The sequence below is a fragment of the Pedobacter agri genome, from assembly GCF_032678665.1.
Classification (GTDB): domain Bacteria; phylum Bacteroidota; class Bacteroidia; order Sphingobacteriales; family Sphingobacteriaceae; genus Pedobacter; species Pedobacter agri_A.
This window is the reverse complement of sequence record NZ_JAVTSH010000011.1, coordinates 106,428-126,414: the sequence shown is the minus strand read 5'-3', so window position 1 is coordinate 126,414 and position 19,987 is coordinate 106,428. Positions and strand designations below refer to the sequence as shown.

The following is a 19,987-nucleotide window of genomic DNA, read 5'->3' as shown; positions in this document are numbered from 1 at the left end:
AAAATCGATATCGCAAATACACTTATTATCTGCCCTAAAAATTGAGTTTTACTTGTTATTCCCAAATTAGACAGCCATCCTGAAAGTTTCCCAGTCCCTAATTTATCCAATTATGAGACTTTAGCGCTATGAGTGGACAAAACAATTAATTTAGCCCCTTTCCGCCACTTCAATAACAAAATGGCAACCAGTTATTCATTACGAATTAATTTCCGGTGAGACGGGGTCAATCTACTCTGGTTTTTCTATCCTTACTGTAATTTCATTGTTTTAAATTATCCCCTTATAAAATAATGAGTGTCCATATAGGCTTAATGATCTGGAAGGAAATGAAGCAAAAAGAAATCTCTGTTTCAGACTTTGCTGCTGCGCTTGAGATCAGCATGACAAAGGCACAGGAAATGCTAAATACCGTAACCATCGATATCCTTACCCTGGTGCGTGTTAGTGAAATCCTTAACTATAATTTTTTCAGCTACTACGAAAGCGGAAAGGTTTTCTCTAAGATAGAGTTACATGAAAAAAACCGGCTAACAGCAGAGGTTAACCATTTGAGGGCTTTGCTCAATGAAAAGAACAAAGCCCTGGAACTTCAAGAAAAACTATACAAAATTCAGCTCAGCACAATTTCTATACTTGAAAAGCGCCAGTTCAGTTAAACTGCTTTATTTAAACTTGAGGTTTAGGGAGACAATATTGGAAACCAGACTTGTAGACCGTGAATAATGCCCGTATCGCAATTCAAGCATATTAAGCCTCTGCCAACCAAAGACCCCTCTAGGAGGCGCAAAACGAAGACCTGCACCATAGTAATCACTGGTGAGTGTGGACAGGTCATAATCGCTGGTAAAATTTTCTTCAGATGGCAAATGCTGGCCATAAGGCGCAAAGTATCTGGTTCCGACCTGGTTGTTGTACCGATAGAATGGACTGATTGAAAAGAACGGACTGATCTTAACGGGTATTTCCAGTTCTGCCGTATGTGCTTTTATGCCCCAATTATCCATATAATACCGGTAAAATGTTCGGATTACAAACCGATCATCCAAAAAATAGTTCATACGTAACCCTATTGGTAGCTTATAACGCTTATCTGGCAAGGTTTCTGAACGGAGGGAGCCGTCGGTAAAATAAGTGCGCTGATATTTTGTAGCTAGCAAACCTTTCTGGTAAGATGGTTCCAAAATCAGCGAAGCCTGAAATTTGTGGTTAATCACCTGGGCTAAGGAGAAAGAAGCGCTGAAAGAATTTCTTGGTGCGGTATCATACTGTTCGCCAGCCCTTCCGGCGTTTCCTGTTCGGAGCTCTATCGGCAGGATAACTGTCCACTGATCTAAAAAGGCCTGTAGTTTAAAATCAAACTGGGAATTTTTATCTTTTGATAAGCGGGTCAGGTTAAAAGCGGCACCAATTGACTGATAATCAAATTCTGTTGAATAAGACCCGGTGAAGCCAAAGGAATTTCCCGTTTCTTCATTAGAATGTGTCCAGTTTAAAGATGGGTAAATACGGGTATCAGCTGAAGAAGCTGAAGAAATGGTATTTGGATCAATTTTATCCGAAGACGCTGAAGTGTAATGATCCACGCCAAGTTCAAAAAGGAAAGTATTCCTCTTTCCTTTTTTGTTAAATTTTGACATCTGCAAATCAATCGTATTGGCGAAATCACTGAGTTTCTCAGTCCCTATACCGCCTGTTACCGCAGAGTTGTTTCCATCCTGATGGTAATAGGCTGAAACAAGGTTAATTTCATCTATCTTTAATTTTCTAGACTGATATTTACTGCTGTCTGCTCTGGCTGGTTGAGGTTTGGTTTGGGCATAGGTGCTTAAAATACCCAGGTACATAAGCAGCACGGGAAGATATATTTTTCTCATTTTCTACAGTTCATTAATTACAACCACAACCACCGCCACTTTTACCGCCATTAGCCCCGGAAGCCCCCTCGCGATAGAGCTGAAAACTTTGCTCGAATTTTTGGGCTTTTCTAGCCGAAAGAATCATGTCCGCATCATTAAGTTTGCTTTTCTGATAAGGCTTTACGCTGCTGCACGAGGTGAGCATAGTGTTAAAGAGCACTCCACCCAGAAGAAAGAGGAAAAATGTTTTTGAAGTTTTCATATTATATCACATTAATATTGTTTGAGGTAAAAACCTGGTCATAATCATCGATTACAATACAAGCCACATCTTTGATCTGGTTAATCAGCTCCAACCCTACCTTTACACCCATTACCACGACCGGGGTAGCCAGTGCATCTGCAAGTTCCGCGCTTGGGCAAATGATGCTTACGCTTTTAACCCCGCTCACCGGGAGCCCTGTTTTGGGGTCTATGGTATGCGAGTAACGCTTACCATTGATGGTTACATATTTTTCATAGCTGCCCGAAGTAGCAATCGCCATATCGCTGATCTTCAGCGCAGAGAATGGCCTGCTGGTTTGTTCAGGATCTGCAATACCTACCGTCCATGGATGGCCGTTAATTTGAGTACCCCAGGTAATCAAATCCCCGGCTGCATTTACGATTCCGCTTTTCATCCCAAGGTGCTGTAGAATTGATTTTGCCTTATCTGCGGCATAACCTTTTCCAATTCCACCAAAACCGATGCGCATGCCCTTATTTTTTAAGTATACAGTCGATTGTGCTTTGTTCAGGATGACATTTTTATAATCAATTAACCCAACCGATTTTAGCGCAGTTTCCTCATCTGGAAGACTGGTCATGTCCTGATCAAAATTCCAGAGTCTTTTATCTATCGACCCATAGGTAATGTCAAAAGCACCATCTGTAATTTCTGAAACCCTGATAGACCGCTCAATAAGGTTAATCACTTCTTCATCAACCCTCAACGGCTTCAGGCCCGCATTTGCATTGATCAGGCTCGTCTGGCTAAGGTCGCTGAAAGTCGTCAGCAGAGCTTCTATGCGTTGCACTTCTTCTATCGCGGCAGCTATTGCCGAATTCCCTTCCTGCTCGCTATCTGCAATAACGGTAAACTCAAAGCGGTTGCCCATGAGTTTTAATACCTGGTTTACGGAAACAGCTTTAGCCATTCTGAACTTATTTTTTTAGTTTGTCAATTTCAGTAACAAAAGCCTCCGGACCTTCATCCAGAAATCCATCCCAGCTTCTTAGTATCTTCCCATTTTCATCAACCAGGACTGTAAAAGGGAATTTTCCATCTTTATTATAAACCTCTGCCAATGATTCGTTGAGTTTGATTTGCGCTTGAGGTAACTGGTTTTTCTTCTGCCTTGGAAAATCTGCCCTGACCAGTACGAGATTGTTGGCAGCATATTCTTCAAAGCTTTTTGACTCCAAGATTTCTTTGCGCAGGCGGATGCATGGACCGCACCAGTCTGAGCCAGAAAAATTGATCAGGATTTGTTTGTGTGAAGCCTTTGCTTGTTTTTGTGCTTCAGCAAAATTACCCATCCATGATACAGGAATGGCAAGGAAGGCAAATAGGATGATAGATAGTTGTTTCATAATGCTTTAAGCGTAAACTCTTAAAATGGTACCCGTAAGCTGGGTGTTATAAATGGTTAAGGCCCTGGATGCAGGACCATTGGTTACGGCGCCGTTCTCAGAAAAAGTGGAACCATGGTTAGGACAATAGAAGCGGCTGTTTGCAGATTGATACGTGAGGGTATAACTTTCATGAGTACAAGAGCGCTGCACGGCAATGTACGAACCGGTATTCGTCCTGGCCACGATAACCCCATTTGTTACCAGCGAGCCGCCGTTATTGAGCAATGCGGCATTGGCAGCGAGGCTTAGATCGAGGGTAAAGTTTACACCAGTTGGCCCTGTGGTATCTATAGCACTGCTACCATCGGTTTTTTTGCAACCCATACAGTTAATGAGGGCAAATGCTGCAGCACTCATCCCGATGCTGTTAAGAAAATCTTTTCTGTCCATAGTCTTTTTATAATTAAAATGAGCAAAGCAAATAAAATATTCCAACAATGTCCCGACGGACACCCCTTTAGAATAGACCAATCCTGAAAAAAATCATATAAAAATTTTATCTCGAGAAGCTTTTAGGGTCACATGTATGCTGGCAGCCACTTATCCCGATATTTTGATAAGGAGCATATTCCATGTATCAAAAATATAGACAGATTCTGAAGACATTCTGAAGTTTTAAAATAAATTTGTTGACTAACCGCTCCCGCCTGCCTATTGCTGATTGAAGCGCCAGCCTTTATCAGTTCATGCTTAACAAAGTCGCGCTGCGAATGGTTAAAAAGTGTGAAGTTGATCAGCACAGTAAATAAAGATCCGGATACAGGATTAAATTTACCCAGTGCCAGAAACATGTGCAAGAAGCATATTTCTTTCCGCTTTCAAGGTTGCCAGTTCCATAGGCGGTAGATCCAATAATAACCATAAAAAATTACTCTTGGTTAAAAGTTACAGTAAAAGTGTGCAGGTCATGATGATAGGTATAATCGAGCTGATAATTATGGCGGTTGCATATTTGCTTAAGAATAGCTAGTCCCAAACCTGTACCTTCGGAGGCATTGTCTTTGTAAAAACGTTCGAATATTTTTTCCGGGTCAAGCGCCTTATTGTGTCCGGTATTTGCAAAACTAATTTTGTTCCCATTCAGACTGATTTCTATTTTCCCGCCATCATAATTATGCCTGATCACATTACTGAAAAGATTATTGATGAGTATCTCCAATAATTCTCAACTGGCAGGTATGCTTACATCTGCCAATGACATCTCGACACTTATGTCCCTCCCGAAGATAAGCTCTTGAAAATAAACAGCTTTTTCTCCGATGAGCAGCTTCAAATTAACCAGCTCCTCGTCCTGCAGTAAATTATTGTCAATTTTAACCAGCAGTAACAATGACTGGTTAAGCTTTGTAAGACGTGAAGTTGCTTTATAGAGTTCAACAAGGGTTTCACCATCTTCTTTACCCAAAACATTCGACTGGAGCATGTTATCTAGTTTTGAGTTGATTACGGCAAGGGGCGTCATCATTTCATGGGATGCATTTTCAGTGAACAATTTGATCTCCTTATAATCAGATTTTACTTTCCCCGAAAGTTCAATCAATACCTTGTTTAATACTCTGAATTCTGCAACAGGCATATCCACAGGCTCGTAAGGGCGTTCATGATTGACATTGAACGCTGTAATATTTCTTAAAAGCTGCTCAAAAGGCGTCCATATCTGTTTTAACAAAATCCTGTTCACCAGCAGCACCAGGGCAAAAAGCAGTAGCACAGGAATCAGGATAATCAGGCAGATGTTCCGAATTTGCTCCTGCCGCTCAAATTTTGAAGCGATCACCAGCACCTGATAAGGCTGTCCATCTAGCTCAAGTTCAGTCTTGAGGTATCTGGCGGTTTCTTTTCGATGCTTTATCGTATTATAAAATACGGTATCGGCATAGCTACTGGAAGGATTGGCTTTATCTATTTTTTTGTATTGAACCACCAGGTCCTCAAATTCATGCGGCCGGTAAAAATTGCCTTTTTCTGAGTACACCTTAACTTCCAACACCTCTTCCATCAGATCATGGTCAATCTGCTGATCGAGATAATAGGTGAGCATCCGGTAAAAAAGAGATCCGATCAGCAACAGTCCAAAAAAACTGATAATGATGAGTATACTATTATATCTGGCAAATAGTTTCATGACTGCGTGAACTTATAACCTATGCCATAAACTGATTGAAAGTAATCCTTGCTTCCCGCATCAATAAGTTTTTTTCTGATGTTTTTAATGTGGGTGTAAATAAAGTCAAAGCTATCGGCCATGTCAGCATCATCACCCCAGATGTGCTCGACTGCAGCAGACTTAGAAATCACTTTGCCTTTATTGGAAATAAAATACAGCAAGAGATCAAACTCTTTTTTTGTCATATAAACGATTTTACCATCTACAAGTATTTCTTTCGCATCCAGATCTATTCTGATCTCATTAAATTCAATGTGCCTTTCGCCATGAGCACTTTTGCGGCGAACAACTGCCAGTATCCTGGCATTAAGCTCTGAGAGGTGAAAGGGCTTGATCAGGTAATCATCAGCCCCTAGACTGAGTCCCTCTATTTTCTGATCAATGGAGTTTCTCGCCGAAATAATGATCACCCCTTCGGTTCTATTCATTCTTTTGAGATAATTCAATATCTGTAAACCCTCTCCATCAGAAAGTGTCAAATCGAGCAGTATACAATCGTATGCATAAAGCCCTAAACGATCAATTGCCTCGGCGTAACTGCTGGCCTGACTACATAAGTTTCCCTGCGAAAGTAAATACTGTACTATACTCAGCTGAAGCCCGGGTTCATCTTCAATAATTAAAATCTTCATAAAAACAAATATGGTATAAGATACTGAAGACATCTTGAAGTTTAAAAAAACAGTCCCAAACTATTTTAAATGCGCTCAGATAGCAGATAACCTGTCAATATTAAGTTCTTTCCCCTTTTGGAATTTATTTCTGGAATAGGGGGAAAAATATTCATGGTTGCATAGCAGATTAAGGTTTAGCGCATCCCATTGCTGTTTATTATAAGAGACTTTCAGCATAACACCCCATTCCCTTTTTAGGTTTTCTGCGAAAAGAAGATAGTCATCGAGGGAAAAATGGTAAAGATCAGCGTCACATAGGATCATGCTCAGTTTTTCAGTGGGCAATTGAGGGAATCTCGTCGCGAGAATGCAAATACAGACAGCGTCGATGACCTCCTGACCAACATTTTCCTTTCGTAAGAAATCAATCGCTATCCGCATGCTTTCCTCTTCGTGCCCGATATACTTTCTGGTATAACCGGAGTCATGAAATAGTGCGGAAAGCTCCAATATATATTTTTCCTGATCATCAAGCCCGCTATGGTTTCCGATCCTTCGGACTGCCTCCAAAGTTCTCAACGTATGCTCCAGGTTATGAAAATACATTGCCTTTGGAAGACAGTCGGTAAATAATCTGTCAATGTAAGCACTTGCCATCTCTATAAGTTCTTCCATAATGTACTTCCTCTTTGAAAATAAAGTAATAATAGCCAACAAATCTAAAGACACTTTGAAGTTGCCGAAATTTTTCATTCGTGATAAGCATAAGCTTAGATGATTATGGACGAAGGTAGGTGTTGGCGTCAAATAAATTTCCCCAAATAGAATAGAAAAGCTCTACAAGAAGCTGATGATTAACGGCGACGATTTACAATTATAAACGTCCCTTCTACTTCCCTGATTTTGATATTAAAATTAACTCTTTTATTTTGAATTTCTTCTAACGATGTTTATTTTAAAGGTAGCTAATAGACCTTCCTTTCTAATAGAAACATTTTTGGCTAAGAAAGTAAAATCCTTGCTGAATAGTTAGCGCTATTTTCTAATTTAATTTATATAAAACAGTTTTGTCGCTTTTAATCTATTAATGTAAATTAAATCTTGGTTCAGGCCTTATCTTAAAAGATCATCAATCCATCTTGGAGATTTGCATTCAGAATGCTGCGAAGGTATTACATTCATGAAAATCGGCTCCGCTATTTCATGAATTTCTGTTTTATCAATTACAAAAAAAAGCATGTTTTTCACCTATATCTTTTCACATTCTCTCCTCCTAGTCGCTTTGCCATGTAATCTTAGTTTAGTGAACAGGGTGACCCTTATGCCATTCTCTCAAAATATAGATTAATCATTGGTCAAAGTCGTAAAAATATTCCTTTTTCGGACCCGAAAACCCTGTCCTGAAGAAAGAAACGAGTGGCCTGTGTCCTTTCTAATAATCATAGCCATGCATATTCAAAGCATTGCATACCTTTCATACAAAGCCGGTTTTCCGCCAATAGTCAACTGACGCACAATTATTTGAAGACATCATAGCGCTTCAGATATTCGTTAACAAAGTTCTGCGCATACTTCCTGATCATTTCCCTCACTTCACGGAAAGCTTCCATCACCTGCTCCTCTGTTCCGGTAGCTTTAGCAGGATCAGGAAAGTTATGGTGTAATTTGATTGCATGACTCGGGAAATAAGGGCAGCTTTCCTTTGCATTATCGCAAACAGTGATTACATAGTCAAAATCGATATCCATGTACTCAGCAATGTTGTTGGAAGTATGTCCGGAAATGTCAATCCCATCCCTTTTCATAACCTCAATAGCCTTTGGATTAACTCCATGTGTTTCAATTCCCGTACTGTATACTTCCGCTTTATCTCCTGCAAAATATCTTAAATAGCCTTCTGCAATCTGGCTTCTACAACTGTTACCTGTGCAGAGCACTAATATTTTTTTCATATTCTTTTAGTATCAAATGTTAACAGCAACCACTGCCAGGTACACAACCCTTTGCCGCTCCTGCCAGATTAACCAACTCTTTTTTAGGCAAATCTTCAACCCCACAGGCTTCCTTCGCCAGGCAAGCAGTCTGTTTGGCCAGCAAAATAAAGTTTGTTCCATCAAAGCCAAGATCATATTTACCGATCGTTACAGACTGATATTCCACTTCTATCTCTAGGTCTTCCATACCCAGAACCCTTTCCGAAAGAGCAATGATATTTAACAGTTTTGCCGCTTTCAGGCGGTGCTCATAGTCATCTGCATCCCACAACTGAAAATTTGCCACCTTCTCATGGCGCACCTTACCTCCACAGTCGATAAAGTCTTTGGTGATGATTCCAACCTCGGTCACATGGAAATGCTCCGGTACTGATTCTCCGTTTTCTAACTGGAAGTTAATCCCTTCAGCTGTGGCCAAAATGGTTTTGATTTCTGATAGTTTCATGTTATCTCTATTTATGAATCGTAATTTTACGATTGATTTGCTCAAAAAAAAGGGCTTAGCAACAGTGCCTCATATCAACATAGGAACCCATAAAGTCCCCAAAAAGCTTTTGCAAAAGCCTCCACGTTTCAGGTTCTATACAATAGCAAACTTTTACCCCATCGATAGTCCCCTGAATGATCCCCGCCTGCTTAAGTTCTTTCAAATGCTGAGAAATCGTCGCCTGAGCAAGGCCAAGCTCTTCCACAAGATCTCCGCAAATGCAGGCATTTGCCGAAATGATCTGCTGCAAAATGGCAATACGTGCAGGATGGGCAATAGCCTTTAAAAGCACTGATAGCCGATTCTGCTCTTGCGTAAATATCTCTGTTTTTGTAATTCCCATAAGTTAGCATCGCAATATTACGATATATTGATCATATAAAATAATTTTTCTGCATAATACCGATTTAGGCAAACTAAAACAACCAACTAATAGCTTGAACCTATTCAAACCACAACTCACAACCTAAACCCTCCCCCGCCTTTTACTTTCCTTCAATTCTTCTCTCAGTTCACTTTTGTAAAAGCGGTCCCCGCCCGGAAATTTGTAAGGATTCAACTGGCCATTTTTCACCTTTCGTTTATAAGTACTTTCACTAATCCCCAAATAATCCTTTACCTCCTGTCTGGACAATAACTGATCCTCCGGCAAATTAACTTTTCCATAATTAATGGTATAGATCATTTGAATAATCTCATAAATCTTCTCCAAAACATCCAGTAATTTATCAAGTCTGTTCATACTCTATTTAGGATTAGCGTAAACAATAAAAAGCTTGCTGCATTCGGAACAACAAAATGACTGAACATCACGAAAAAAGTCAAGTTTAAAGAAGGTGGTGCAATTTTCCACCGCAATCCAGACGCAAAAACAACTACTTTTCCATCACCATCAGTAACCACATCTAAAAGCATTAATCCTGCCCCAGCAGACATTTATCCTCCGGCAACTATCGCCAGTGTAATAACTTTTTATTATATACCAAGTTGACATTATATTACTTTAAAAGTGCTCACTTCTTTTCACAGAAATTAATTTCTGGCTATTCATAAATAATGATTAGAAAATGATAAGCTACTATAAATTAAACTAAAGAAGTCATCAGACATTTTGCTCAATCAAACAGACCACAATACGAAAAAAAGGTTACTTACCGAAATTTTGAACCCCTGCAAAAAAACTATAAAAGTCGTTAGATAGCTGGGATGGCTTTATCTGACCTAACGAATTTCAGCAGTTCTTTCAGATAGGTTTCCGTTTCCGATAGTCTGCCATGCCTGTTGGCAGAACAAATTTCTGCAAGGGCCCATCCTGCTAAGAATTTTCTTACGTTTGATAGGTGTTTAAACGAATAGAGTGTATAGTTTTTATCCAACAAACCTGTTGCCTCCAAACATTTCTTGAATCTATTATAGGCGTAATTTTCTGAGCACATATTCTTTGAGATAAATGTTTGGGCAGAACCGAGCAGAATATATTCTTTATCAATTTTTCTTTCTGTAGTTAAAGTCAGCTTAGGCTTAAGCTCCTTTGCGGCGATATCCAGATGATCAATACTCATGCCATGTGGCAGATCATGCGCTGGCAGCAAACTGGCCTCGGCCTGATTACCAGATAAGGAAGCCATAGAAGCCGTAATTACCGCAAATGTTTTTTTAGCGAGGTCTATTAATCCTTTTTCATTTTTCATAAATTAAAGAATCAGCACTTCACAACAGATTACTTAGCCAGTAACAAAAGAAAACAAGATCAACGGATGATCACTGGAAGAGGGCGTAATTTGATGAGCGTTCTGAGCGTTATGTTAATATGGGACTAAAGTAAGCTTTATTCCTAAAAATACAAAATATGGAAAACCCCTCCTTAAACAAAACCTCAAAACCACTTAAAATCTGCAAACCGTTCCAAAAGATCTCCCGTGTCACTGATGGTGGTAACCCCCTCTTGAGTTACCAGCATTAACTATCTAACTTCTTATTTAGCTTAGCTTAAAGATAACAATTCAAACCATCGGCCAAAGAGTCTTACATTTTCTGACCGAAAGCAGTTCATTGGTCAGGCGTACCCTACAGGAAAGACCAACCGCAAGCCACCACCATTCCAGCCACCCTCAGCAACTCAAGGCCCACATTAATTCAAAAATAAAGACCGCACAAATACGCCAAAATCCGTATTTTTGCAGCATTACAAAACCCAAACAGAATATACCCTTTGAAGATGGAATGGACCAGGCAGCAGAAAGATATCATCAATTCAACTGGTCATATCAAAATTAACGCAGTTGCAGGTTCAGGAAAAACAACCACCATCATTGAGTATGCCAGGACAAGACCATCCAACTCCCGGATCTTATACCTTGCCTTCAACAAAGCTGTAAAAGTAGAGGCCGCCGGAAAATTCGCTGCAAAAGGTTTACAGAACGTTGATGTGGAAACCGCTCATTCCCTCGCCTTTCGCAACATCGTCATGCGCAGCAAATACCAGGTCAGAAACCAGGATTATACCACAAACGAAATTGCCGGCATTCTTAAACTAAAAGGTACAGGAGAAAAGCACAGTGAATTAGTAATCGCTAATCACGTACTTAAACTCATATCTTATTTCTGTAACAGCGACAAGCCGAAAGTCCAGCACTTAAACTACCTCGAGCTTGCAGCAGATGAAGCTGCGAAAACCCTTGTCGCCGAAAACCATGAATACATTGTTTCACAGGCAAGAATTTTTCTTGGCAAAATGGACCGCGGTGAAATCGAAATCACCCACGACTTTTACCTGAAAAAATTCCAGCTTCAGCATCCCCAGCTTGGCTTCGACTACATCCTGTTTGATGAAGCGCAGGATGCCTCCCCAGCCATGCTGGATATCTTTTTAAAACAAAATGCCACTAAAGTTATTGTGGGCGATACCCATCAGCAAATATACAGCTGGCGTTATGCCATTAATTCCCTTGAGAAAGCTCATTTCAAAACCTACCACCTCTCCACCAGTTTCCGGTTCGGACAGGACATTGCAAACCTCGCAATGGAAACCCTGAGATTGAAAAATCTCCTGGAACCCCATCGCCCAATTACCATACTGGGAAAAGGCAGCGGAAAAAAAATTAAAAGCAATGCCGTCATCGCACGCACAAATCTCGGACTGCTCATCAAAGCAATCGAGTATGTGACCGAAAGGAAAAACATCAGACATATCTACTTTGAAGGCAACATCAACTCCTACACTTATGCGGAAGAAGGCGCATCACTATATGATATCCTGAGCTTGCATAATCGAAATTATAGTCAGATCAAAGATCCGCTAATCAGCGCCATGCGTGATATTAAAGCGCTGAAAGAATATGTGGAGCAGACCGGCGATAAGCAGTTATCGATGATGATTGAACTGGTGGAAAAATATGGTAACGCCATACCCGGAATGATCAAAGCCATAAAAGCAAAGCATGTAGAAAACAAAGATAAATCAAAAGCTGAAATCGTTTTTTCCACCGTGCACCGCAGTAAGGGAATGGAATATGACGCCGTGCTTCTGGCCGATGACTTTGTAACCGAAGAAAAAGTAAGGCGGCTAAGGGAAGACAAAAATGCCCTGCCAGAGGATTTTAACCGGATGAACGAAGAAATCAATTTATTGTATGTTGCCATCACCCGGGCTAAAACTGGTCTTTATATCCCAGAATCCCTGGTTCCAAAACATTTTCCAGCCTCCCCGCAGATCTATTTCATCGCAGCCCCCAAAGCATCACAACATCACGCAAAGACATCCGCAGGATCTCAAAAAAAGACGATCGATACCAAATCAGCTAACCGCGAACAAACACCCTCCGCTAACCAATCCTGGACAGTGGAACTGGATAATGAACTTACCATCATGTTTGCCGATGGCTACAGCCCGGGGGATCTTTCGCTGCACTTTGGCCGCTCCCGGTCCGCAATCAGCATGCGGATAAAAAAACTGGGATTGGAGGATTTATTTTATTAATCCACTTGCCTATATGTTGAAGTTCTGCTCTTAACTATAAAGGTTAAATTTCAACAAACACCGTTCTTCAATGAGGTATAATTCAACATTTAACAACCGAAAGTTGTATACTTAAACATGGTATTGAACAAAATAGGCAGTTGTATATCTTTTTAGAAAAAAATTTATTTAACCGGTTTGTAACCAATAAGAAAACACTATCCCTGAACAACTGAGCGCTAAACTTTTGAACTAAATTCTTCCTATATTGTACTTATAATATCTACCCTCTGGTTTTTTCTTATATCATGTGTATTGATGGCACATTTCGGTGTCGGCAAAATCATAAGGCATTATGATACACCGGAAGAATGGCAAAAAGCTACATTAAAAGGTGTGGTTGTTATCGTTCTTATATTAGCTAGCCCAGGAGCGATCCAATGGTATTTCGGAGAATGATTAATTGCATTCATCAACTTTGTTTTGATTACGGCACAACATTATGATATTCACTGCACAAGGTCTATTTTTTATCACGCCAATCGCAAACTGAACCAAGTCTCCTACATTTAAAATTATCAGATCATCCTCGTTGTAAAATCGAATTTTTTGACCATTTAGATCTCTGATGAACCCATATTTAACATCTCTGTTATAAGACAAAACTATTCCCTTTCTCATATATCTCTATTCTAGCTTTTATGAACTTAAAGACCGGGACGTAATGTAGTTACGTAGATTCAATGGTTTAGGATTTTAAAACTTTCTTACTTATTAAAGTTAGTTGTGCTGCATTAAACAACCGCAAGTTGTATAGTTAAATCCGGTATTGCATAAAATATGCAGTTTTTTATTTTTGCATAAAATGAACTTAAAAAACGAATTTGGGGACAATAAATGGGATAATTTTAGCGGCATATCGCCGCTCATCGCCGTTTTTAAGTCCTTTCATGAACTCAGCCCGGAAATCGAGCAAATCATCAATGCACAGACATTCCCTGTTGCTTTTGCAAAAGGAAAACACCTGGCTTCTCCACTCAAACGCAACCGTTATATATTTTTAATCATCAAAGGCGCCGTGCACGGATATATCAAAGCAGGAAACCAAAAGATCACGACCTGGATTGCCGCGGACAATGAACTTGCAGGAAGCATCCGAAACCTTTGGAAAGAAGTAGATTCGGATGAATACATTGAAAGCATTGAACCTGTTTTGGCTATCGCCGTTCCCCATTCCATGTCAAGATACTTATACGAACATTTCTCAATTGCCAATTATGTCGGTCGAAAAATGACCGAGATCTATTACCAGGGTGCCTCAGAACGTGCCTTCATCGCCAGGCTTCCAACAGCTGCCAAACGCTATGAACGGTTTCTGGTCACCTACCATCATCTGCTGGACCGGGTACCACTTAAATACATCGCTTCCTTTTTAGCCATGAGACTGGAAACCCTGAGCAGAATCCGAAGTGCCGCAGCAAAGATCAATACCAAATAACAACAAAACACAAAACACAAAAAACAGCTACAAATAAAATCATCCTATCACATCAAAATCCTTAAATTAATTAGACTTCAGCCCTTTAATATTGCTAACCGTTGTCACCCAATTAATGAATGAAATGGAATGTTGGCTGAAGTTTAATTACCAACTTCGTCAGTAAATATTCAGTCATCAAGTCTATTATTTTTTGAATTTGATACAAAATACAGTATTCTTGCCCTATCTAATAAAAGACTATGGTCACACCATTTATCAGTTATTGCAAGGCAAATCATCCACTATCCGCTAAATTTATAAAACTGATCCGATCAGATGCCTATATTCTTGAGGTGAGTCGTCATGAGGACCTTACTCAATTGTTACAGGACACCGATAGTACATTCTTTTTGTCTTCCGGACTCATCCGTAAATATATCGAGCACCAGGGAAAAGATATTACGTTGGATTTCCTGAGTGAAGAAAACCTGCTGGACTCCGACCTGTTTAAATACCATTACCTTGAAGGACAACAACTTCGTCTTCAAGCATTAGAAGATTGCAGATTGATTGTCATGCCACACCCATTGATCAAAAAACTGATGCGTCAGTGCCCGGAATCCGGTTTCGTATTAAAAACACTCATGATGAGTAAAATATACCAGCTCAACCAGCAGTCTGCCCTTTCCCGGATCCCTGATGCTTCAGCACGATATCAAATATTCTGTTCCATGTTCAGCAACAATAAAAGAATTCCTGGTAAATATCTAGCGAGCTATCTTGGAATGCGCCCCGAAACGCTGAGTAGAGTCAAAGCCAGCAGTGAGCTGAATTGATTCAGTCTAGTCAGGATCTTGTATGAGTTTCGACGGACTGATGAATCACATCATTCCCTTATCCCCGAAACTATAATAACCATAGGCTGAAACCATAATATGGTCTTGCACCTCAATTCCCAATAGCTTCCCTCCACTATTTTTCTGGTCGGCCAGATATCCGCCTCACCCAGACTGAGCTGCGAACCCGGATGATTGTGAGCTAAATAATACCACTCGCACAAGCTTTCAGTGCCGCAGGAAACACCACCTTCGGGTCAATCAAGACCACTAAGAATCCACTTTGCGCCACATTCAGCACACCAAGTACCCTGTTCTGCATTTTCAAAAACAATAGCTTAAACACTTCCAGCAGCGCCATTTTATTTTGATCCCAACTTTCGTTCAATACGCCACAAGCGATCTTATATGTTTTAGCTTTCTCTGCCACCAATGCTATTATCCTAAAAATTTATCGTTCAAGAAAATGGGTTTTGGATACAAACATAAAGGCTTTGGCTTCATTCCCCATGTTTTGTCGACATACCTTTGCTTTACATTAATAAATTAAACAGAAGCATGTCATCACAAAACAAAATTGCAGTAATTACCGGGGGAAGCCGGGGTATAGGAAAAGATATCGTCCTAAGCCTTGCTAAAAATGAACTTGATGTCATTTTTACCTATCACAGTCAAAGAGATGCAGCCGAAGAAGTTGTAAACCAAATTGAAGCAACCGGGCAAAAGGGAATTGCACTTCAACTTGATATTTCAAATTCTTCGCTATTTGATGGATTCTCAAAAACTTTAATAGCCAAGTTGCAATCTGAATTAAATACAGACAGATTTGACTTCCTTATCAACAATGCTGGATTTATCCACTATGCAGAATTTGAAAATCTTACTGAAAAGCAGTTCACAGAAATGGAAAATGTACACCTTAGAGGACCATTGTTCCTTACCCAAAAACTATTGTCACAAATCAATCCGTTCGGGGGTATTGTAAACGTTTCTTCGGGTCTTACACGATTCTCTACGCCCGGTTTTGCAGCGTACGCGGCATTGAAAGGCGCCATGGAAACCTTGACAAAATACCAGGCACAGGAGTTAGGCAAAAGAAATATCAGGGTTAATGTAATAGCGCCCGGAGCAATTGAAACCGATATTATGGGAGGTGCCGTTCGGGACAATGAGGAAATGAATAGACAACTAGCTTCCCAGACTGCTTTGGGAAGAGTAGGTCTTCCTGGAGATATAGGTGGAGTTGTTGCTTTTTTATGCAGTGACGCGGCACGCTGGATTACCGCCCAGCGGATTGAAATTTCCGGAGGATCCAATCTATAATACCCTATGAATATGGAAAATGAAGAAAATGATTTTGTTAAAAACCTGACGAAATCCGAGATAGAAACAATCAGGAAATTTTACGGTGCGTTTAAAATGAAAAATCCCTCAGTATTGGATGAAATTTGTACGCCGGATTGGAAAGATATCCCACTTGCACCTGGCCAGAAAAACGGGCCCGAAGGTCTGCAGAACATTATGGCCTATCTTTTTGAAACATGTCCGGACATCGAGGTGATCATCCACGACATTTTCGGAAGCCACGAGCGGGCGGCAGTGAGGGCATCAATGGAGTTTACCCACATCAATGAAATTATGGGGATTAAGCCGACCCATCAGAAAGTATCAGTATCGCTGCACGAATTTCATTACTTAAAAAATGGTAAGCTTACACATACCTGGCATTTGGAGGATTGGTTTGGGCTTTTAATGAAAAGCCAGTCAGGAAAAACAAAATAATTTTAAGTGGATAACATTTTTTTTAAAAATATCCAATTCACAACTGATCTTAAATACTTTAAATTGCACCTATGGAAATCGCTAGAATAAAATCCATTACAGAATATCACCGTTTCAGAGGACTTCCAAAACCGGAACATTCCCTAATCAGTCTTGTTGACTATTCACAGTTGCAATTTAGCGAAGATTCAAAAGTTGTGAATCTTGTTATGGATTTTTATTCGATAGCTTTAAAGCGTGATATTGGCGCAAAACTGCATTATGGGCAACAGATTTATGATTTTGATGAAGGATTGATGTCTTTTTTAGCGCCGGGTCAGGTATTACGAATAGAAAAAGACCCGGGTTCGTCTGATAGCGGATCCGGTTATCTTCTGCAAATCCATCCTGATTTCCTATGGGGATTTTCTTTAGCGAAGCAAATTAAAAAATATTCGTTTTTTGATTATTCAATTCACGAAGCGCTGTTTCTTTCCGGTAGAGAAGAAACGGTTATTCTTACTATTTTTGAAAACATAAGACAAGAATACAATGCTAATATTGATAGCTTTTCGCAAGGTCTCATTGTATCTCAGATTGAACTGTTGCTCAAATACTGTGAACGCTTCTACAACCGTCAGTTTATGACCAGAAAAATCAGCAGTCACCAAATGCTGACCAAAGTTGAAAATTTCCTGAATTCCTATTTCTCCGCTGAAGAACAATCGGAAGGTGGTCTTCTTTCCGTCAATAAAGTTGCCGATGCTATGAACGTTTCATCAGATTACCTGAGCAGCATGCTGAAACAGCTTACAGGTAAAAATGCTCAGGAACACATCCACCAAAAACTAATTGAAAAAGCGAAAGAGAAGTTATCCACCACTTATCTTTCAGTGAGCGAAATCGCCTACGCACTCGGGTTTGAACATCCCCAGTCGTTTAGCAAACTTTTTAAGATAAAAACAAACGTTTCACCATTGGAGTTTCGAAAATCATTTAATTAAAAACCAATGCTTATATCTAAAACAATGATGAAGATAAAAATGATAATTATCTACAAACATCAGGGTCAGGCAAATGTAGACTACCTTAAACGTTCTTTCAAATATCCTGCTACTCTGAATTAGAAAATAAACGATAATTATCCTCTTGAATCATCCTTACTTTGCCAAAATCACAATCCTTCACAGCAGCCTTTTTCTATAGTTATTACCATGCTTCCAACTCTGGGAAACCATGCAGGAGAATAAATTCTAATTCAAATGACATCCCTAATTATTACAATCCGGGTTACTACAGTTCAGGTAGAAACAAGAACCATTTCTTACGCGCTTTCAATCCACCTTAATATTTGTAAGTAATTATCATTCCTGATCTGAAATATTGGTGCCAACTTCAATACTGATCTGAATAATTGTTAAAGAATTTACTAAAATGAGAATAAAGACCTGGCATTCAGCGCCAATACCAAACAAAAACAAGCAAGTAATCCGTACATTATTCCAGCCGAAATAACCAGCCTAATATCCTTAAGTACATAAAAAGCAACCAATGGTAATACCTGCAGCGCATGCATCCCTATGAAATGAGCTATGCGCAGATCACCATATTGAAGACTCCAGTTCAGAAAAGGTATTGCGCTTCCACCAGCACCACCAACCCTGTGCGAACCATTGGCGCCGATTATGGTGCCTTCCAAAGCAAATATGACAAATAAAAATATGCCAAAGCGAATAGCCCAAAGATAGTAATCCGGAAACTCAGCAAAATTCCCCGTACAAAACAGTATCCCGATATATCCAGTGTATAATGTGGCCGCTATTGCTGAAATAGCCATGACCACAGTCAGTGAAGCATATAAAGTTGAACTGATGTTATAATGGGACAACTGACCTCTAGAAGCCTGAAGTGATATGTAAAAAACTTCAAATCCAAGGAAGATAATCATTGCCCAATTATATATGTGAATGTATTTATAAAAAAGGTAACCTGTATACCATCCCATAGTCAAACTGAATATGCCGATTGACAAAGCAAATTTAGATGGTTTGTACCATGCATTCACACCACTGATCTGGACATTGCTGAATTTTGATACTGCAAACATTATGACTGCACTTAACAGAGAGAGCATTCCAAAATAAAACAAGTATTCATTTCTTGCTTTCAATAATGCTATGAAATAGGTCATCCTTGAGTTGATAGTTTAAAATTAATTGAAGGATTCCCGGAACTGAACCGGAGAGTGATCTGTTTTGCTTTTAAACAATTTGCTAAACGATTGCGGATATTCGAAACCCAGTTCAAATGCAATTTCGCCAACAGTAAGTGTCGTCGTCGAAAGCTTTTCTTTTGCTTTTTCAATGATCTTTTCGTGAATGTGCTGCTGGGTATTCCGACCTGTCAGGGTTTTTAAAGTATTGCTCAGATAGTTCGGAGAGCAATTGAGCAGTCCTGCTATATACTGTACGGATGGCAGTCCTTTATCAATAATATCCTCATCATTAAAATAGTCATTTAAGATTTTTTCCAGTTTATCCAGAATCTGACTTCCCGATATTTTACGCGTAAGAAACTGACGCATATAAAAGCGATTGGAATAATTAAGAAACGATTCAATTTGGGAAATAATGATCGACTCACTAAACTTATCAATATAGGAATGGTATTCCTGCTCGATATTCTTGATAAAACTGTCTAAGACCAATCGTTCTCTGTCGGAAACAAACAGTGCTTCATTTATCGCATAAGTGAAAAACTCATATTTCTTTATGGTTTTAGCCAATGGATTTCCCCATAAAAAGTCTGGATGAATAAGCAGCATTGTTCCAGAACTCCTGAAATCCTCATCCGCTTTGAAGGAAAATATCTGATTGGGTGATATAAAAAACAAAATGCCATCATCGAAATCATACTTTTGCTGTCCATAGCCATACTCCACATTTCCCAGCTCCACTTTTTTCAATGAGATAATATAGAAATCAAATATCACTCGGATACTTTCCTCACTTCTGTAAGGTATTATTTCAGCAAGATCTATAACACTGATCATCGGATGTTCGGGATTACCTGCACCCAATATTTTATGGTATTCTTTGATGGTTTTTATTCTATAGGGCTGCTGTACATTCATCCTTCTTGCTTCAAAAATTTAAAT

25 protein-coding genes are annotated in these 19,987 nt (G+C 39.6%); 7 read left to right on the top strand and 18 right to left on the bottom strand.

The annotated features are described in order from the left end of the window. Positions 1-293 precede the first annotated feature (293 nt). On the top strand, positions 294-659 hold the full coding sequence (locus tag R2Q70_RS20200) for a helix-turn-helix domain-containing protein (RefSeq protein WP_316809359.1): 366 nt from the start codon (positions 294-296) through the stop codon (positions 657-659). Between the two features lie 6 nt (positions 660-665). On the opposite strand, the gene R2Q70_RS20195 is transcribed toward R2Q70_RS20200, so the two are convergent. From R2Q70_RS20195 to R2Q70_RS20130, 14 genes are all read right to left on the bottom strand, one after another. Further along, positions 666-1,877, bottom strand: coding sequence for a DUF3570 domain-containing protein (locus R2Q70_RS20195; RefSeq protein ID WP_316809358.1), 1,212 nt, complete (start codon positions 1,875-1,877; stop codon positions 666-668). Between the two features lie 13 nt (positions 1,878-1,890). Beyond that, a complete protein-coding gene (locus tag R2Q70_RS20190; RefSeq protein WP_316809357.1) occupies positions 1,891-2,121 on the bottom strand; it encodes a DUF4266 domain-containing protein in 231 nt (76 codons plus the stop codon). 1 nt (position 2,122) lies between these two features. Then, positions 2,123-3,055 carry an FAD:protein FMN transferase gene (locus tag R2Q70_RS20185; protein WP_316809356.1) on the bottom strand — a complete coding sequence of 311 codons (933 nt, stop codon included), beginning with the start codon at positions 3,053-3,055 and terminating at the stop codon, positions 2,123-2,125. Positions 3,056-3,062: 7 nt separating this feature from the next. Beyond that, complete coding sequence (locus R2Q70_RS20180; RefSeq protein ID WP_316809355.1) at positions 3,063-3,491, bottom strand: thioredoxin family protein; 429 nt, start codon at positions 3,489-3,491, stop codon at positions 3,063-3,065. 6 nt (positions 3,492-3,497) lie between these two features. After that, positions 3,498-3,923, bottom strand: a complete 426-nt coding sequence (locus R2Q70_RS20175) for a Rieske (2Fe-2S) protein (RefSeq protein ID WP_316809354.1) — start codon at positions 3,921-3,923, stop codon at positions 3,498-3,500. A gap of 478 nt (positions 3,924-4,401) precedes the next feature. Continuing rightward, positions 4,402-4,692, bottom strand: a complete 291-nt coding sequence (locus R2Q70_RS20170; RefSeq protein WP_316809353.1) for a sensor histidine kinase — start codon at positions 4,690-4,692, stop codon at positions 4,402-4,404. A gap of 6 nt (positions 4,693-4,698) precedes the next feature. Continuing rightward, a complete protein-coding gene (locus R2Q70_RS20165) occupies positions 4,699-5,658 on the bottom strand; it encodes a histidine kinase dimerization/phospho-acceptor domain-containing protein (RefSeq protein WP_316809352.1) in 960 nt (319 codons plus the stop codon). Continuing rightward, complete coding sequence (locus R2Q70_RS20160; RefSeq protein ID WP_316809351.1) at positions 5,655-6,332, bottom strand: response regulator transcription factor; 678 nt, start codon at positions 6,330-6,332, stop codon at positions 5,655-5,657. Before R2Q70_RS20160 ends, R2Q70_RS20165 begins: the two co-directional genes overlap by 4 nt. A 75-nt stretch (positions 6,333-6,407) precedes the next feature. Then, entirely contained in the window at positions 6,408-7,067 is a 660-nt protein-coding gene (locus R2Q70_RS20155) for an HD domain-containing protein (protein ID WP_316809350.1), read from the bottom strand. Between the two features lie 764 nt (positions 7,068-7,831). Beyond that, positions 7,832-8,266: an arsenate reductase ArsC gene (locus R2Q70_RS20150; RefSeq protein ID WP_316809349.1), complete on the bottom strand. Its 435-nt coding sequence runs from the start codon at positions 8,264-8,266 to the stop codon at positions 7,832-7,834. 19 nt (positions 8,267-8,285) lie between these two features. Then, positions 8,286-8,753: a DUF6428 family protein gene (locus R2Q70_RS20145; RefSeq protein ID WP_316809348.1), complete on the bottom strand. Its 468-nt coding sequence runs from the start codon at positions 8,751-8,753 to the stop codon at positions 8,286-8,288. A gap of 55 nt (positions 8,754-8,808) precedes the next feature. Then, positions 8,809-9,138 carry a metalloregulator ArsR/SmtB family transcription factor gene (locus tag R2Q70_RS20140; RefSeq protein ID WP_316809347.1) on the bottom strand — a complete coding sequence of 110 codons (330 nt, stop codon included), beginning with the start codon at positions 9,136-9,138 and terminating at the stop codon, positions 8,809-8,811. Positions 9,139-9,261: 123 nt separating this feature from the next. Further along, positions 9,262-9,537, bottom strand: coding sequence for a helix-turn-helix transcriptional regulator (locus R2Q70_RS20135; protein WP_316809346.1), 276 nt, complete (start codon positions 9,535-9,537; stop codon positions 9,262-9,264). Between the two features lie 451 nt (positions 9,538-9,988). Continuing rightward, complete coding sequence (locus R2Q70_RS20130; protein WP_316809345.1) at positions 9,989-10,486, bottom strand: hypothetical protein; 498 nt, start codon at positions 10,484-10,486, stop codon at positions 9,989-9,991. 527 nt (positions 10,487-11,013) lie between these two features. On the opposite strand from R2Q70_RS20130, the gene R2Q70_RS20125 reads away from it, so the two are divergent. The 3 genes from R2Q70_RS20125 to R2Q70_RS20115 all read left to right on the top strand — a co-directional run bounded on the left by R2Q70_RS20125 (position 11,014) and on the right by R2Q70_RS20115 (position 15,069). Further along, positions 11,014-12,774, top strand: coding sequence for a UvrD-helicase domain-containing protein (locus R2Q70_RS20125; RefSeq protein ID WP_316809344.1), 1,761 nt, complete (start codon positions 11,014-11,016; stop codon positions 12,772-12,774). Positions 12,775-13,618: 844 nt separating this feature from the next. Then, a complete protein-coding gene (locus R2Q70_RS20120; RefSeq protein WP_316809343.1) occupies positions 13,619-14,251 on the top strand; it encodes a Crp/Fnr family transcriptional regulator in 633 nt (210 codons plus the stop codon). Between the two features lie 242 nt (positions 14,252-14,493). Beyond that, on the top strand, positions 14,494-15,069 hold the full coding sequence (locus R2Q70_RS20115; RefSeq protein ID WP_316809342.1) for a Crp/Fnr family transcriptional regulator: 576 nt from the start codon (positions 14,494-14,496) through the stop codon (positions 15,067-15,069). 45 nt (positions 15,070-15,114) lie between these two features. Here R2Q70_RS20115 and R2Q70_RS21940 read toward each other — a convergent pair whose 3' ends face one another. Continuing rightward, positions 15,115-15,180, bottom strand: a complete 66-nt coding sequence (locus R2Q70_RS21940) for a hypothetical protein (RefSeq protein ID WP_410478393.1) — start codon at positions 15,178-15,180, stop codon at positions 15,115-15,117. Between the two features lie 91 nt (positions 15,181-15,271). Continuing rightward, positions 15,272-15,499: a JAB domain-containing protein gene (locus R2Q70_RS20110; protein WP_316809341.1), complete on the bottom strand. Its 228-nt coding sequence runs from the start codon at positions 15,497-15,499 to the stop codon at positions 15,272-15,274. Between the two features lie 128 nt (positions 15,500-15,627). Here R2Q70_RS20110 and R2Q70_RS20105 point away from each other — a divergent pair, with 128 nt between their 5' ends. The 3 genes from R2Q70_RS20105 (at position 15,628) to R2Q70_RS20095 (ending at position 17,834) form a co-directional block, all read left to right on the top strand. After that, positions 15,628-16,392: an SDR family NAD(P)-dependent oxidoreductase gene (locus R2Q70_RS20105; protein WP_316809340.1), complete on the top strand. Its 765-nt coding sequence runs from the start codon at positions 15,628-15,630 to the stop codon at positions 16,390-16,392. A gap of 12 nt (positions 16,393-16,404) precedes the next feature. Beyond that, positions 16,405-16,851, top strand: coding sequence for an ester cyclase (locus R2Q70_RS20100; RefSeq protein WP_316809339.1), 447 nt, complete (start codon positions 16,405-16,407; stop codon positions 16,849-16,851). A 71-nt stretch (positions 16,852-16,922) separates the two neighbouring features. Further along, on the top strand, positions 16,923-17,834 hold the full coding sequence (locus tag R2Q70_RS20095) for a helix-turn-helix transcriptional regulator (RefSeq protein WP_316809338.1): 912 nt from the start codon (positions 16,923-16,925) through the stop codon (positions 17,832-17,834). 425 nt (positions 17,835-18,259) lie between these two features. Here R2Q70_RS20095 and R2Q70_RS20090 read toward each other — a convergent pair whose 3' ends face one another. Together R2Q70_RS20090 and R2Q70_RS20085 are read right to left on the bottom strand one after the other, a co-directional pair. Further along, positions 18,260-19,021, bottom strand: a complete 762-nt coding sequence (locus R2Q70_RS20090) for a hypothetical protein (RefSeq protein WP_316809337.1) — start codon at positions 19,019-19,021, stop codon at positions 18,260-18,262. A 21-nt stretch (positions 19,022-19,042) separates the two neighbouring features. Beyond that, a complete protein-coding gene (locus R2Q70_RS20085) occupies positions 19,043-19,963 on the bottom strand; it encodes a helix-turn-helix transcriptional regulator (RefSeq protein WP_316809336.1) in 921 nt (306 codons plus the stop codon). Positions 19,964-19,987 lie beyond the last annotated feature (24 nt).

Coding starts and splice junctions, on each gene's coding strand:
- R2Q70_RS20200 (WP_316809359.1), top strand. CDS start 294: ATGAGTGTCCATATAGGCTTAATGATCTGGAAGGAAATGAAGCAAAAA.
- R2Q70_RS20195 (WP_316809358.1), bottom strand. CDS start 1,877: ATGAGAAAAATATATCTTCCCGTGCTGCTTATGTACCTGGGTATTTTA.
- R2Q70_RS20190 (WP_316809357.1), bottom strand. CDS start 2,121: ATGAAAACTTCAAAAACATTTTTCCTCTTTCTTCTGGGTGGAGTGCTC.
- R2Q70_RS20185 (WP_316809356.1), bottom strand. CDS start 3,055: ATGGCTAAAGCTGTTTCCGTAAACCAGGTATTAAAACTCATGGGCAAC.
- R2Q70_RS20180 (WP_316809355.1), bottom strand. CDS start 3,491: ATGAAACAACTATCTATCATCCTATTTGCCTTCCTTGCCATTCCTGTA.
- R2Q70_RS20175 (WP_316809354.1), bottom strand. CDS start 3,923: ATGGACAGAAAAGATTTTCTTAACAGCATCGGGATGAGTGCTGCAGCA.
- R2Q70_RS20165 (WP_316809352.1), bottom strand. CDS start 5,658: ATGAAACTATTTGCCAGATATAATAGTATACTCATCATTATCAGTTTT.
- R2Q70_RS20160 (WP_316809351.1), bottom strand. CDS start 6,332: ATGAAGATTTTAATTATTGAAGATGAACCCGGGCTTCAGCTGAGTATA.
- R2Q70_RS20155 (WP_316809350.1), bottom strand. CDS start 7,067: ATGAAAAATTTCGGCAACTTCAAAGTGTCTTTAGATTTGTTGGCTATT.
- R2Q70_RS20150 (WP_316809349.1), bottom strand. CDS start 8,266: ATGAAAAAAATATTAGTGCTCTGCACAGGTAACAGTTGTAGAAGCCAG.
- R2Q70_RS20145 (WP_316809348.1), bottom strand. CDS start 8,753: ATGAAACTATCAGAAATCAAAACCATTTTGGCCACAGCTGAAGGGATT.
- R2Q70_RS20140 (WP_316809347.1), bottom strand. CDS start 9,138: ATGGGAATTACAAAAACAGAGATATTTACGCAAGAGCAGAATCGGCTA.
- R2Q70_RS20135 (WP_316809346.1), bottom strand. CDS start 9,537: ATGAACAGACTTGATAAATTACTGGATGTTTTGGAGAAGATTTATGAG.
- R2Q70_RS20130 (WP_316809345.1), bottom strand. CDS start 10,486: ATGAAAAATGAAAAAGGATTAATAGACCTCGCTAAAAAAACATTTGCG.
- R2Q70_RS20125 (WP_316809344.1), top strand. CDS start 11,014: ATGGAATGGACCAGGCAGCAGAAAGATATCATCAATTCAACTGGTCAT.
- R2Q70_RS20120 (WP_316809343.1), top strand. CDS start 13,619: ATGAACTTAAAAAACGAATTTGGGGACAATAAATGGGATAATTTTAGC.
- R2Q70_RS20115 (WP_316809342.1), top strand. CDS start 14,494: ATGGTCACACCATTTATCAGTTATTGCAAGGCAAATCATCCACTATCC.
- R2Q70_RS20105 (WP_316809340.1), top strand. CDS start 15,628: ATGTCATCACAAAACAAAATTGCAGTAATTACCGGGGGAAGCCGGGGT.
- R2Q70_RS20100 (WP_316809339.1), top strand. CDS start 16,405: ATGGAAAATGAAGAAAATGATTTTGTTAAAAACCTGACGAAATCCGAG.
- R2Q70_RS20095 (WP_316809338.1), top strand. CDS start 16,923: ATGGAAATCGCTAGAATAAAATCCATTACAGAATATCACCGTTTCAGA.
- R2Q70_RS20090 (WP_316809337.1), bottom strand. CDS start 19,021: ATGACCTATTTCATAGCATTATTGAAAGCAAGAAATGAATACTTGTTT.
- R2Q70_RS20085 (WP_316809336.1), bottom strand. CDS start 19,963: ATGAATGTACAGCAGCCCTATAGAATAAAAACCATCAAAGAATACCAT.